Source organism: Alkalihalobacillus bogoriensis ATCC BAA-922, from assembly GCF_000621445.1.
In the GTDB taxonomy this organism is placed as follows: domain Bacteria; phylum Bacillota; class Bacilli; order Bacillales; family Bacillaceae_F; genus Bacillus_AO; species Bacillus_AO bogoriense.
Genome location: NZ_JHYI01000012.1, coordinates 116,399 through 128,988, shown reverse-complemented (window position 1 = coordinate 128,988; position 12,590 = coordinate 116,399). Strand labels below are relative to the sequence as shown.

The following is a 12,590-nucleotide window of genomic DNA, read 5'->3' as shown; positions in this document are numbered from 1 at the left end:
AGAAAAGAGAGGAAATGCATATGAGTAAAATTGCCGTTATCACCGACAGTACCGCTTATTTACCACAACAAGTCATTGATGAGCTCGATATTCACGTTGTACCGTTAAATGTCGTCATCGGCGAAGAGTCTTACCAAGAAGGCGTCGATATGACGACTGATGAGTTCTATGCGATGATGAAAGCGGAAGATAAGTTTCCGAAAACTTCTCAACCTGCGATCGGTTTATTCGTGAATTTGTTTGAACAATTAAAAACAGAAGGTTATGAGGATGTCATTTCGATTCACTTATCAAGTGGCATTAGTGGTACATTCCAAACAGCAGTTAGCGCAACAGGAATGGTAGAAGGCATCAATGTTCACGTGTTTGATTCTGAAATTAGCTGTTCACCACAAGGCTTTTTTGTAGTAGAAGCAGCATCCCTTGCAAAAGAAGGGAAGCCAGTGAATGCTATTTTAGAAAGGCTTGAAGAAATGAAAACAACAGGAAAAGCATATTTTGTTGTTGATGATTTAAATCATTTGCACCGTGGTGGCCGTTTAAATGCTGCTCAGCTTGTTGTTGGAAGCTTATTAAAAATTAAACCGATTTTACATTTCGTTGAAGGAAAAATCGTGCCGTTTGAAAAAGTGAGAACAGCGAAAAAAGCACTCGGCAAAATTTATACAATGTTAGACGAAGATGTTTCTAATGGTTCATGGCAGATTTCAGTGATTCACGCAAACTGTGAAGAAAAAGGCCAAGAGATTGTAACCGAATTACAAGAAAAATATCCGAATGCAAAAGTATCATTAAGCTATTTCGGCCCGGTTATTGGAACACATCTTGGTGAAGGTAGTATTGGCATCGGTTGGAACACAGTTAAATAATCATCCTAAGAGGAGCATGCAACGATTAGTTTGTGTGCTTTTCTTTTTGTGTGTTTGGCGTTGGGGTCTAGGGTGAGGCCGTGCGGACATATGTACCGTTTATTTTATGAAAATCGGGGTGTTTTCTTGTCGTATCGGACATCAGTTCTCTTATTTGGCCAAAATGGCGCCTGAATCCTTGTTTTTTCCAGAGATAACGGAACAGATGTCTGATAGCTTCTGAAAAATAGGATAAATGACTAAAATAGCGGATCGGAGGTCCGTTAGATTTTCACTTGCTCACCTAATACATTAATTTGAAAGGAGTTTTCCCTTTGCGCTTCATCTCCTCACCGGAAGGTTTCCTTACTCCCTCTTTTTTTTCTCCATTTCACTCACAGGCTGTACCAATCTCACATATCGATTCGATTAAGCCACACCAACTCAATCTTTCGTTTTCATGTAACGAGCAATTACAACAAATCCTCTATGGAAAACAACTCACATTTGATGAACTCCCTTTCTCCATCGAAGAATTACAACTCCACTATGAAAACGGCTATATCCAATATCACCGTGGCATCACTCCACAAAACAACCAAACGGTATGTAACCGTTGTGGGAATCGTGAAAAAAGAAAGTTTGCCACATTCCAGTGTGCTAGGTGCGAGTGCAAATGTATATATTGTCGCCACTGTATTATGCTCGGCCGAATCTCACAATGTACGCCGCTTTTCTCATGGACAGGTCCGCCCCCAGATGCAAAAATGGAAGACATATTAGACTGGCAAGGGACATTATCTCCTCGCCAAGAACACGCATCAGCTGCGATTGAACAAACAATACAAGAAAATGACAACATTCTCATTTGGGCTGTTTGTGGGGCGGGGAAAACCGAACTCCTTTTTCAAGGGATCAAAACCGCCTTACAAGCGGGTAAACGAATCGCGCTTGCCACCCCAAGGACAGATGTTGTTCTTGAGTTAACTCCTAGATTTAAATCAGCTTTTCCAAAAACAAACCTCGTTTCCTTATATGGAGGAAGTCCACAAAAATCAGAGAGCGGCCGACTTTACCTTACAACGACACATCAACTTCTGCGTTTTTATCACATGTTTGATGTCATGATTATTGATGAAGTTGATGCTTTCCCTTTCTCTTTTGATAAAAGCCTTTCCTATGCTGTTGAAAAAGCAAAAAAGCCTTCCTCTTCTCAAATTTTATTAACAGCTACTCCTTCACGCTCTTTAAAACAACAAGTAAAACAACACTCATTAAAAGCAATAACAATAAAACGGCGCTATCATGGGTTCCCCTTATCTGTACCGAGATTTCAATGGTGTGGTCATTGGCAAAAACAACTACAAAAACAAAAACTCCCAAAAAACGTTGTGTCCTGGTGTGAACAACGAATCCAAAAACAAAAGCAAATGTTTTTATTTGTCCCGTCTATCCAACACGTGTTTGATGTCACTCATATTTTAAAAGTCAAAAACATTGATTGTGAAGGAGTGTATGCAGAAGACCCAGACCGTCATGAAAAAGTGAAGAAATTTCGAGCGAATGAAATTCAACTTTTAATTACGACAACGATTTTAGAGAGGGGTGTTACTGTACCAAATATTGATGTGGCTATTCTTGGTGCAGAAGATGAAGTATTTACAGAAGCAGCGATTGTTCAAATCGCGGGACGCGTCGGGAGAAGTGCAACATATCCTACGGGTGATATTTGTTTATTTCATTATGGGAAAACGAAAGCCATGGTGGCGGCAAAAAAACATATCGAATATATGAATAAAGGAGAATAGAAAATGAATTACTGCCTCTATTGTGATACCCCATTTCTGCAACAGGTCAGCTGGAGTACAGTTTGTGGGTTAGGGGAGGAAGAACAGCTTTGTTCTGCTTGTGTAAACAAGCTTAACAAGATAAGCGGCGACATCTGTACAGTATGTGGACGGATGCTTACAACGTTAGAGGAACGTTACTACAAAGAGAATCTTTGCCATGACTGCGAACGTTGGGATGAATCTGCAGTATGGTCGGGGGTATTACAACAAAACCGCTCTTTGTATGAATATAACGAGTTTTTAAAAGAAGTCATTGCCCGTTATAAATATCGTGGTGATGTTGAATTAGCGACATTGTTTCATCATGGTATACAAAGCATGTATGATAAACACTTTCAAGCCGATATCATCACCTTTATCCCTTTAAGTCAAGAACGATTATGGGAGCGCGGATTTAATCAAGCAGAAGAAGTGGCACGTATTTTACCGGAATGCCATCGCTTGCTTGAACGCTTGATTGATGAAGAAAAGCAAAGTAAGAAGTCGAGAAATGAACGACTAGGAAAAACAACACCATTTACCATAAAAAAAGGAGTGGAAACTTTGATTCATAGTGCCGATATTATTATTGTAGATGATATATATACAACGGGTTCAACCGTAAGACAAGCTGGAAAAGTGTTAAAGCATTATGGAGCAAACTCCATTCGTTCCATAACGATAGCAAGAGGATAAAGAAGGGGAGAAAGACATGAATAATATCGAGAATTGTCCAAAATGTGGAAATGTATTTGTGAAAGCTTTTCGTTCTGTTTGTGATAAGTGTTATAAAGAAGTTGAAGTCATGTTTCAAACGGTGTATACGTACATTCGAAAAAAAGAAAATCGGATGGCATCTGTTGTTGAAATTACACAAGCGACGGATGTAGAGGCAGAATATATTTATCGATTTATCCGTGAAGGTCGTTTAAAAGTGAACCACTTTCCAAACCTTTCATATCCTTGTTCAACTTGTGGCACAATGATTAAAGAAGGAAAAATTTGTTCGGGTTGCAAAAAATCGATTAATGATGGATTAAAGCTTGAACAAACAGAGAAAGATGTTCGTGAACGAAATCGTCAACAAGAAAATGCGAAATATCGGACATATGAAGCATTAAATGACCGGCTTAACAAATAAAAAGTTAACATTTCCTAAGTTTTAGCCGATAATATCAATAAGAGGAAAATGAAAAAAAGGCATAGACGAGGTGATACTCATGAAAATTAATCCTTTTCAACCCGTACACAACAATCCATATAAAAAACAAATTGAAAAACAAGCCGCTGTCGAAGCAACAAAAAAATCAGACAAGCTAGAGATTTCGAAAGAAGCGATTGAGATGCAAAAAGGCTCAAGAATTGAACTAGAAAGAGAAGAGAAAGTGAAACAAATTAAAGAACAACTTGCTTCAGGTGACTATCATGTTGACCCGAAAAAAGTAGCAAGTAAATTCGTTGATTTTTGGGTGAAATAAGCAAAAGGAGGAACCGGTATGTCAACAAAGAACATTGCTGAAGTGTTGCAAGAATTACTCTCGGTACATCAAGCGTTTCGGAAACTAGCAAAAGAAAAAGCCGAAGTGTTAAAAAAAGGTGATATGCCGGCTCTTGACCAGCTTATTAAAAAAGAGGCAGTTGTCATTCAACAGCTAAAAAAATTAGAGCAAGACCGATTGTTTGTTGTTGAGCAGTATTTGCATAGCAAGGGATTGGTAACAGAAGGCGTAACGATGGCACAGTTAATTCAAATGACATCTCCAGAAGAACAAGAGGTGTTGGAAAAACTGCAACAAGAATTATTGGAAGAAATTGAAGGATTAAAAGCAGAAAATGAACTTAACCAACAATTAATTCAAGATTCGTTGCGGTTTGTGAACCTTTCCCTTGATATGTTATCACCGCAACAAGATGAAGATGTAAATTACAAACGTCCAAAATCGAATCAGTATGAAGGCGGAGCGAGCCGTTCTATCTTTGATTCAAGAGCATAATCGAAAATGAGTGGAGGAATAAAGAGTGACATCAACTTTTCATGCATTAGAAACGGCACGCCGTGCAATGACAACACAACAATATGCCCTTCATACGACAGGACATAATATAGCCAATGCCAATACACCTGGCTATACGAGACAACGGGTAAATTTTGAACAAACACAAGGATTTCCAACACCATCTGTAAATAGTCCGATGATGCCTGGGCAGTTAGGGACTGGGGTACAAGCGGGATCTGTTCAACGGGTGAGAGAGTCATTTTTAGATTTGCAATTTCGTGAAGAATCATCTAAGTTTGGCTATTGGGCTGGCCGTTTTGAGTCATTACAACGAATGGAAGACATTATGAATGAACCATCTGAACATGGGTTAGCGAATACAATTGACCGCTTTTGGCAATCCCTTCAAGATTTAGCGGTTAACCCAGAAGATGCTGGAGCTAGATCTGTTGTTGTTCAACGTGGGGAAGCGGTAGCAGATACATTCCGTTATGCACATGACTCCTTATCGGCCCTTCGTCGTGATATCGGTCATGAAATTGGCGAAGTGCAAAATGAAGTCAATTCATTATTACAACAAATTAATGATTTAAATAAAAAAATTGGTGAAACAGAACCACATGGGTATGTACCAAATGATTTGTATGATGAGCGTGATAGATTAGTAGACCGCTTGTCCGGATTAGTAAGTGTACAAACTGAGAATGTAAGAAGCGGTGGAAAAGCAAGTCCCGTTGCTGAAGGACGTATGACCGTTTATTTAGTAGATAACAGTGGCAATCGTATTAATCCTCCATTAGTAAATGGTAGTGACCCGAATCTAGTGAATGGAATCAATGTTACACAAACGAATGGTGTCGTCGATAAAATTCAAGTCGGTGAGTTAAACGATAGAAATGAAATTGTTACACTACATGAAGAATTCAATGGTGATGAGTTTAAGACATTTGGGAAATTAAAAGGATTAATTGAAGCGTATGGCTATGCGGTACCAGGAGCAGATGGCAATTTAGTCGTAAAAGGGATTTACCCTGAAATGTTAAGTGATTTGGATATAATGGCTTTTACTTTTGCATCAGAATTTAATAAAATCCATGAATCTGGCTGGAGTCTTTCAGAGATTAATAGTGGCCAACATGTCGGCTATCAATTTTTTAGTGATACAAACAACGGAGCGGTTGTAAATGTCGAAGGATATGCTTCAAGAATTCGAGTTTCTGATGAAATTCGCCAATCACCTGATAATATCGCAGCATCAGGTGCTCCGGTAAATGGTCAAGTTAGAAATGAAGCTTTTGCTGGTGATGGAAGTAATGCAGTATTGTTGGCCAATATGAAAGATGTACGTTTTAACATAAATGGAGCTACAACAAATATCCAAGGGTTTTACCGAAGTGTTATTGGTGAAATGGCAGTTGATACAGCTGAAGCTGCGAGACGCCAAGGGAATTCGCAAACATTATTAACAAGTATTCAAATGCGTAAAGATTCCGTTAGCAGTGTATCGTTAGATGAAGAGTTAACAAATATGATTCAGTTTCAACATGCATATAACGCCGCAGCAAGAAACATTACGTTAGTCGATGAAATGCTAGACCGTATTATTAACGGAATGGGTATTGTAGGAAGATAATAAGGTAGGGTGAATGAATAGATGAGAATCACACAATCAATGTTATCGCAAAACACGCTACGCCATATTAATCAAGGATATGAACGCCTTGGAAGACTTCAGGATCAATTAGCTTCTCAGAAAAAAATTACGAGAGCTTCACAAGACCCAGTGGTTGCGATGAAAGGAATGCGTTACCGTACAGAAGTAGTAGAAGTTGAGCAATTTAAACGGAATTTAAGTGAAGTGTACTCTTGGATGGATAATGCTGATTCTGGGTTGGATAAAGTGACACAAGCGCTACACCGCGTTCGTGAGCTTGTTGTTCAAGCATCAAATGACACGTATGATGCCTCTCAGCGAGCAAATATTGCAAAAGAAGTCCAACAAATCAATGAACATATTGCTTCATTAGCAAATACGAGTGTAAATGGGAAGTATATTTTTAACGGTACAAACACAACAAATAAACCGGTTGATTTAAATAATATTAATATTCCATTTGGTAATTTTAATACAGCAGCACAACAAGACTTTGTGATTAATCATAATAATAAACAATTTACGTTTAACGGCACGGCGTTTGTTAATGGGGATGAAACGATTACTGTAGGGGAAGGACCTGAGTTTGCTTTAAACTATCAACAAGGGGATAATGCACCAGAAACTCTTCAGCATAACGAAGTCATCTTATCAAGAAAAGCGGCATTATCAACAAATAATGAAAATGTTGCGATTGAAGTGATGAAAGGGATTCATATGCCTGTTAACATCCGACCGCAAAATGTATTTTCTGCGGAAATGTTTGCAGATTTAAATAAACTTGTCACTGATTTAAATAACCCGAATATATCTTCAGAAGAATTAAGCGGGTTTTTAAACAAACTAGATAAATCGATTGATAATGTCGTCTCTGAACGAGCAGAGCTAGGGGCACGTGTTAACCGGGTTGAAATGATTGATCAACGTGTCATGGAGCAGGAAATTGTAGCGAGACGTGTCATGTCGGACAATGAAGATATTGATATCGAGCGGGTTATTATGGAGCTCATTACACAAGAAAGTGTTCACCGTGCAGCATTATCAGCGGGGGCACGTATCATGCAACCGACGTTATTAGATTTCTTAAGATAGCTTAATGGGGGAAGGGTAAATGACTGTACCATATTTGGATATATCAACGAAAGATGCAAAAATTGGCCTTAAATCCTATACCCCTCCAATGAAAATCACACAAGAATCTGCCAATATGAACATCAAGGGTAATGCGGTTGAGAATATTTCAATTAGCCGAACGGCATCACAATTATTTATTGATCAAACTGAAGCATTTGCAGATGCAGGGCTCAAAAGTCCTTTACGAAAAGCGACAGAGCATGCACAACAAACAACGTCAAAAATTTATGAATACATGGCAAAAAAAATGCGCGATGGTGATGCCATGATGAAAATAGAAAATGGTTCTAATGTGATTCCACGACTTGCTGTGGAACACGGTAAGATTTTTGATTTTGACTTTAAATATACGCAAGTTCCAAAAGGAACAGAAAAGGTAAAGTTTTCCTATATCCCTTCTGATCTTAACATATATCATTCTCCTAATCGGTTTGATATACAAGTAAAGACAAATAAGCCGAAGTATCAAGTGGCTGATTGGAAAACGGGGGTTTATCTGAAACAAAAAGAATCAATTTCTTTTAGTGTAGTAGGTCAACATGTGAATAGAGGAATGTAAAAAAGTCACTAACTGTGTTTTAGTGACTTTTTTTGTTACAATAAATAAAAATAAAAGTGAGTGGTGAAAAAAATGAAAATAAATACAAAGTTTTTAGGAGAAGTAGAAGTGGACAAGCAACATATTATTACGTTTGAAAAAGGCTTGCCAGCGTTTGAAGAGGAACATGAATTTATTGTCCTTCCTTTTAGTGAGGATTCAAAATTTTTAACATTACAATCGCTACATACTGTTGATTGTGCTTTTGTTATAGCAGATCCGTTTAGCTTTTACAGTGATTATAAAGTTCAATTATCGGAATCGACAATTGAACAATTAGAACTTGAATCAGAAGGCGATGCTGCGATTTTTGTTTTACTTACGGTACATGCTCCCTTTAATGAAACGACAGCGAACCTTCAAGGACCGATTGTTATCAATTTAAAACAAAATAAAGGGAAGCAAATTGTATTGTCAGATAGCGATTATACAACGAAACATTTACTGTTTCCTTTGTTAACAACAGCAAAGGAGGAAAAATGATGCTCGTTTTAACAAGAAAAACAAACCAAGTGATAAAAATTGGTGATGACATTGAAATGACAATCCTGTCTGTTGAAGGCGAACAAGTGAAAGTAGGAATAAAGGCACCGAAACATATAGAAATTCATCGAAAAGAAGTATATTTATCAATCCAACAAGAAAATAGCCAAGCTGGAAATGTTTCTTTAGATGCAATTCAACAATTGTTAGGAGGAAATCAAAACAGCGGAAAAGCCTGATACTAAGGGCTTTCCGCTGTTTTTTGTACGGTATATGATTTTATGTTAAAAATTTCTATTAAAAAAAGTATAAAAAATTTATAAAAACTATTAAACTCTTCGCTTCCATGACGATATAACTAGTGTAAGGCAGGGGTTGTTACCACGGCCGGGTAGCAGACCTGCTGAACATACTAAATAACCACATGGATGTGGTTAAAAAAAACATCTAATTTCAAGGAGGAAATATCAATGATTATCAACAACAATATTTCAGCATTAAACACTTTCCGTCAAATGGGAGTTAACAACACAGCGGGTTCTAAGGCAATGGAGAAATTATCTTCAGGTCTTCGTATTAACCGTGCAGGAGATGACGCTGCAGGTTTAGCAATCTCTGAAAAAATGCGTGGACAAATCCGTGGTTTAGACCAAGCTTCTCGTAATGCTCAAGACGGTATCTCTTTAATTCAAACAGCTGAGGGTGCTTTAAACGAAACACACTCTATCCTTCAACGTATGCGTGAACTAGCTGTTCAATCTTCAAACGACACGAACACTGAAACTGACCGTGAAGAGCTTCAAAAAGAAATCGATCAGTTAACAAGTGAAATCGATCGTATCGCTAACACTACTGAGTTCAATACTCAAAAATTATTAAATGGCGACAAAAAAGGTCTTGCTAAGAAAATCGATGGTAGCGTAGATGTGCAAAACAACTCAAAAGCTACTATTAATTTAGGTAATGTTTCTGCTGCAGCTACTACTGGAACAATCACAATTACAAGAATAAATGATGCATCTGCAGGTACATTGTTTAAATTAAGTGACCCAGCTCAATCAGGAATAACGTTAAACGCTCTTACTTCAGCGGCTGCTACCTTAGGCGGTGTTCTTTCTGGGGCGGGTACATTAACAATTAGTGGTTTACAGAATATGGCTGTTGGTGAGAGTGTGACACTAAGCTTCAAAAAAGCAGAAGCTGCTCAAACAAGCATTTCATCTGCACTTAACTTCCAAATCGGTGCAAACAGTGGACAATCAATCCAAGTTGGAATTAATGACATGAAAGCTGACGCACTAGGTTTACGCTCAACTTCTGGCGACCCATTAGATATTAAAGCTCATGACAAAGCTTCTACAGCTGTAACAACAATCAACAATGCAATTGAAAAAGTATCTGCACAACGTTCTCAACTTGGTGCATACCAAAACCGTTTAGAGCACACAATTGCTAACTTAGACAATGCGTCTGAGAACTTACAAGCAGCTGAGTCTCGTGTACGTGACGTTGATATGGCTCGTGAGGTAATGGAAATGACTCGTGCTAACATCTTAGGTCAAGCTTCTCAAGCTATGCTTGCACAAGCTAACCAAAAACCTCAATCAGTTCTTCAATTATTAGGATAATATAGATAGTGAAATTGCAAAAGCGGCCAACTTGGTCGCTTTTGTCAATTCTAAATACAATTGGTGATTGGTGGTATATGATGAAAAACATACTTGAATTAGTAAAAGAAAAAAATTATTTTTTGTATGAAAAAATAAGTAGCCATAAAGTTACCAGGGAAATTGAAACGGTAATTTCAAAAGATAACATAACGGTGTATCGTCTTGTTGATAATGAAGGGAAATTATTTTATTCACATAGCAAATACAATGCACACAATGATGTTGTAAAGCATTTTCATAATATAGATTTAAAAAGTCGCCTATTTATTATATTAGGTATCGGTGCAGGAAGTGAAGTGAAGTATTTATTAAAAAAGAAGATTAAAGCGGCAAAGGTTGTTGTTATTGAACCTAATCTAGACTTGCTTATACAAACGTTAAATATAGAGGGAAATCAAGAAATTCTCCAATCTAATGATGTATATTTAATGGGTGGAAGCATTGAGGATATTAATAAACAATTGCAATTATATTCTGACCGTTTAGTCGTGTATTCTTCAGTAAATGCAGAGTTAATTCAATTAACATATATTAATCGTTTGTATGAACAAGAGTATTTAAAGAGTATTTTAAAAGAGTTTCGGGAAGCAATTGTTTCAAGAACAATGCGAATTGGTAATAGTGTAGAAGATACGTTATTAGGCATAAATCACTTTTTTTCTAATGTTTTATACACGTTTGACAATCCACAACTAAGAGAAGCAAGAAAATATTATGAAGGAAGGCCGGCGATTTGTGTAGCATCTGGTCCATCTCTAGATAAAAATGTCGATTTACTCCATCAAGTAAAAGATAAAGCACTAATCTTTTGTGCAGATTCAGCTTATGAGAAACTATTGAAAAAAGGAATAATCTCGGATGTTACTTCTGTAATGGAAAGACCAAAGATTATTTATAATTACTTTTTTAAAGATAAAACACATTTATATGATGAAAAAACTTGTTTGTTATCGCAAGTAGTTGCTTATCCGAAAATTTTTCAGGAATACCCTGGAACTAAAGTGGTGTGTAGTAAAAAAGAATTACGGTTTGAGCAATTAGCGAGCGAGCATATACCAACATTGAATAATTTTCCTAATGGGTTAAGTTGTGCACATTTAAGTTTTGCAACGGCCATTTTACTAGGGTGTAATCCTATTGTGATGATTGGGCAAGACTTAGCTTATGGAAATGATGGGAAGTCTCATGCAAAAAGTACCCAACATGAGAACAATACCGTGGATGACGATGTAAACCAAATAAAATATGAAATATTGTCTTATAATAAAAAAGATAAAGTATTGACAACCTCAATTTGGGATACTTTCCGTAGATGGTTTGAAGAAGTAATCGCTACAAACCCAGGAATAACTTATATCAATGCTACTGAGGGTGGTGCCAATATAGAAGGGGCAACACCAATACCATTACAAGAGGTTATCGAAACTTATATGAACGACTTAGATGAAAAACCCGAGTTTAGACAAGTGATGGAATCTGTCAGACCTACTCAAAATCTGGATGAAGTAAAGAAAGGAGCCCTTGCATTTTTTCAAAGCGAATTAAAGCAATTGGACGAAATTGAAAAAATAATATCAAGTGTGTTATCAAGTTTTGAAAAACTACACACCAAATATGTACAGCTAAAAAATAAAGATGATTTAATAACCGAGAAGAATTTTAAAGTTCTAGTTTCTGGGATAACAAAGCTTGAAAAATCTTATATTATGAATGACAATGTATCGTTTATCACTCAAGCTATGCAGGCGAGATTTAGACAAATTGTTCATAAATACAGCCATATTGAAGATGTAGGTTCTTTCATTTCGCTTTTAAAAGGAAGTGGAAATAAAGCAGATGAGTTGAAAAACACACTAGATAAAATTAAGGAAGAATACATCCGGGGAATTGAGATTTTAACAACTGGTAAAGTGAAATCGATTGATACACCTTTAATGAATGAAATGTTTGAAGATTAAAATGGGGGAATAACAGGGATGGAACAAACTAGAGAAGAGTTGTTGAAAGAAACATTTGAATCTGCAAAAGAATATAGTAAGACACTGCATAACGGCATAGGTACTTTTATTGAAAAGTTTGCAGCTTCGAAATATGAAGAAGGTATAAATTTGTTACCAGCAATTATCGATGGGTTAGAATGGTTGTTAAAAGCTTCTGTGTTAACAGAGAGTTTACAGAAAGAAAAATTAGAAATTGAATCGATGAATAAAATTTTAAATGAAATAAATGAAGCGCTTGAACATACAGATTATATTTTGCTATCAGATATAATGCAATATGAAATTGCCGAAAAGATTGAGATGTGGAGAGCGGCAAATTTTTCAAATTAGTAGGAATATCATATAAGTAAGTAATCTTTAAATGGTAAGGGTGGTTT

General features: G+C 36.8%; 14 protein-coding genes. All 14 read left to right on the top strand.

Features of this window, described 5'->3' with window-relative positions:
* Nucleotides 1–20: 20 nt before the first annotated feature.
* The 14 genes from fakB (at nucleotide 21) to T323_RS26050 (ending at nucleotide 12,543) form a co-directional block, all read left to right on the top strand.
* Nucleotides 21–869 carry a DegV family protein gene (gene fakB, locus T323_RS0105525; RefSeq protein WP_026672381.1) on the top strand — a complete coding sequence of 283 codons (849 nt, stop codon included), beginning with the start codon at nucleotides 21–23 and terminating at the stop codon, nucleotides 867–869.
* A gap of 314 nt (nucleotides 870–1,183) precedes the next feature.
* Nucleotides 1,184–2,656 carry an ATP-dependent helicase ComFA gene (locus T323_RS0105520; RefSeq protein WP_026672380.1) on the top strand — a complete coding sequence of 491 codons (1,473 nt, stop codon included), beginning with the start codon at nucleotides 1,184–1,186 and terminating at the stop codon, nucleotides 2,654–2,656.
* Nucleotides 2,657–2,659: 3 nt separating this feature from the next.
* Complete coding sequence (locus T323_RS0105515) at nucleotides 2,660–3,373, top strand: ComFC family protein (RefSeq protein WP_026672379.1); 714 nt, start codon at nucleotides 2,660–2,662, stop codon at nucleotides 3,371–3,373.
* 16 nt (nucleotides 3,374–3,389) lie between these two features.
* Complete coding sequence (locus T323_RS0105510) at nucleotides 3,390–3,818, top strand: TIGR03826 family flagellar region protein (RefSeq protein WP_026672378.1); 429 nt, start codon at nucleotides 3,390–3,392, stop codon at nucleotides 3,816–3,818.
* Between the two features lie 79 nt (nucleotides 3,819–3,897).
* Nucleotides 3,898–4,155 (top strand): flagellar biosynthesis anti-sigma factor FlgM, encoded by a 258-nt coding sequence (gene flgM, locus T323_RS0105505; protein ID WP_026672377.1) that lies wholly within the window; start codon nucleotides 3,898–3,900, stop codon nucleotides 4,153–4,155.
* An 18-nt stretch (nucleotides 4,156–4,173) separates the two neighbouring features.
* Entirely contained in the window at nucleotides 4,174–4,671 is a 498-nt protein-coding gene (locus tag T323_RS0105500; RefSeq protein WP_026672376.1) for a flagellar protein FlgN, read from the top strand.
* A gap of 25 nt (nucleotides 4,672–4,696) precedes the next feature.
* Complete coding sequence (gene flgK, locus T323_RS0105495) at nucleotides 4,697–6,307, top strand: flagellar hook-associated protein FlgK (RefSeq protein WP_026672375.1); 1,611 nt, start codon at nucleotides 4,697–4,699, stop codon at nucleotides 6,305–6,307.
* Between the two features lie 21 nt (nucleotides 6,308–6,328).
* On the top strand, nucleotides 6,329–7,420 hold the full coding sequence (gene flgL, locus T323_RS0105490; protein ID WP_026672374.1) for a flagellar hook-associated protein FlgL: 1,092 nt from the start codon (nucleotides 6,329–6,331) through the stop codon (nucleotides 7,418–7,420).
* Between the two features lie 19 nt (nucleotides 7,421–7,439).
* The gene (locus tag T323_RS0105485) at nucleotides 7,440–8,021 is read left to right on the top strand and encodes a DUF6470 family protein (RefSeq protein ID WP_026672373.1); all 582 of its coding nucleotides are present in this window, start codon (nucleotides 7,440–7,442) and stop codon (nucleotides 8,019–8,021) included.
* 72 nt (nucleotides 8,022–8,093) lie between these two features.
* Nucleotides 8,094–8,543, top strand: coding sequence for a flagellar assembly protein FliW (gene fliW, locus T323_RS0105480; protein WP_026672372.1), 450 nt, complete (start codon nucleotides 8,094–8,096; stop codon nucleotides 8,541–8,543).
* Nucleotides 8,543–8,782, top strand: coding sequence for a carbon storage regulator CsrA (gene csrA, locus T323_RS0105475; RefSeq protein ID WP_026672371.1), 240 nt, complete (start codon nucleotides 8,543–8,545; stop codon nucleotides 8,780–8,782). Before fliW ends, csrA begins: the two co-directional genes overlap by 1 nt.
* Before the next feature lie 231 nt (nucleotides 8,783–9,013).
* Nucleotides 9,014–10,171 carry a flagellin N-terminal helical domain-containing protein gene (locus T323_RS0105470; protein ID WP_026672370.1) on the top strand — a complete coding sequence of 386 codons (1,158 nt, stop codon included), beginning with the start codon at nucleotides 9,014–9,016 and terminating at the stop codon, nucleotides 10,169–10,171.
* Between the two features lie 80 nt (nucleotides 10,172–10,251).
* Nucleotides 10,252–12,171 (top strand): motility associated factor glycosyltransferase family protein, encoded by a 1,920-nt coding sequence (locus T323_RS0105465; protein ID WP_026672369.1) that lies wholly within the window; start codon nucleotides 10,252–10,254, stop codon nucleotides 12,169–12,171.
* A gap of 18 nt (nucleotides 12,172–12,189) precedes the next feature.
* Nucleotides 12,190–12,543 carry a DUF8042 domain-containing protein gene (locus T323_RS26050; protein ID WP_051556387.1) on the top strand — a complete coding sequence of 118 codons (354 nt, stop codon included), beginning with the start codon at nucleotides 12,190–12,192 and terminating at the stop codon, nucleotides 12,541–12,543.
* Nucleotides 12,544–12,590: the final 47 nt, after the last annotated feature.

What these genes read in the sequence shown, in the direction of transcription:
- fakB (WP_026672381.1), top strand. Translation starts at nt 21, where the DNA reads ATGAGTAAAATTGCCGTTATCACCGACAGTACCGCTTATTTACCACAA.
- T323_RS0105515 (WP_026672379.1), top strand. Translation starts at nt 2,660, where the DNA reads ATGAATTACTGCCTCTATTGTGATACCCCATTTCTGCAACAGGTCAGC.
- T323_RS0105510 (WP_026672378.1), top strand. Translation starts at nt 3,390, where the DNA reads ATGAATAATATCGAGAATTGTCCAAAATGTGGAAATGTATTTGTGAAA.
- flgM (WP_026672377.1), top strand. Translation starts at nt 3,898, where the DNA reads ATGAAAATTAATCCTTTTCAACCCGTACACAACAATCCATATAAAAAA.
- T323_RS0105500 (WP_026672376.1), top strand. Translation starts at nt 4,174, where the DNA reads ATGTCAACAAAGAACATTGCTGAAGTGTTGCAAGAATTACTCTCGGTA.
- flgL (WP_026672374.1), top strand. Translation starts at nt 6,329, where the DNA reads ATGAGAATCACACAATCAATGTTATCGCAAAACACGCTACGCCATATT.
- T323_RS0105485 (WP_026672373.1), top strand. Translation starts at nt 7,440, where the DNA reads ATGACTGTACCATATTTGGATATATCAACGAAAGATGCAAAAATTGGC.
- fliW (WP_026672372.1), top strand. Translation starts at nt 8,094, where the DNA reads ATGAAAATAAATACAAAGTTTTTAGGAGAAGTAGAAGTGGACAAGCAA.
- csrA (WP_026672371.1), top strand. Translation starts at nt 8,543, where the DNA reads ATGCTCGTTTTAACAAGAAAAACAAACCAAGTGATAAAAATTGGTGAT.
- T323_RS0105470 (WP_026672370.1), top strand. Translation starts at nt 9,014, where the DNA reads ATGATTATCAACAACAATATTTCAGCATTAAACACTTTCCGTCAAATG.
- T323_RS0105465 (WP_026672369.1), top strand. Translation starts at nt 10,252, where the DNA reads ATGAAAAACATACTTGAATTAGTAAAAGAAAAAAATTATTTTTTGTAT.
- T323_RS26050 (WP_051556387.1), top strand. Translation starts at nt 12,190, where the DNA reads ATGGAACAAACTAGAGAAGAGTTGTTGAAAGAAACATTTGAATCTGCA.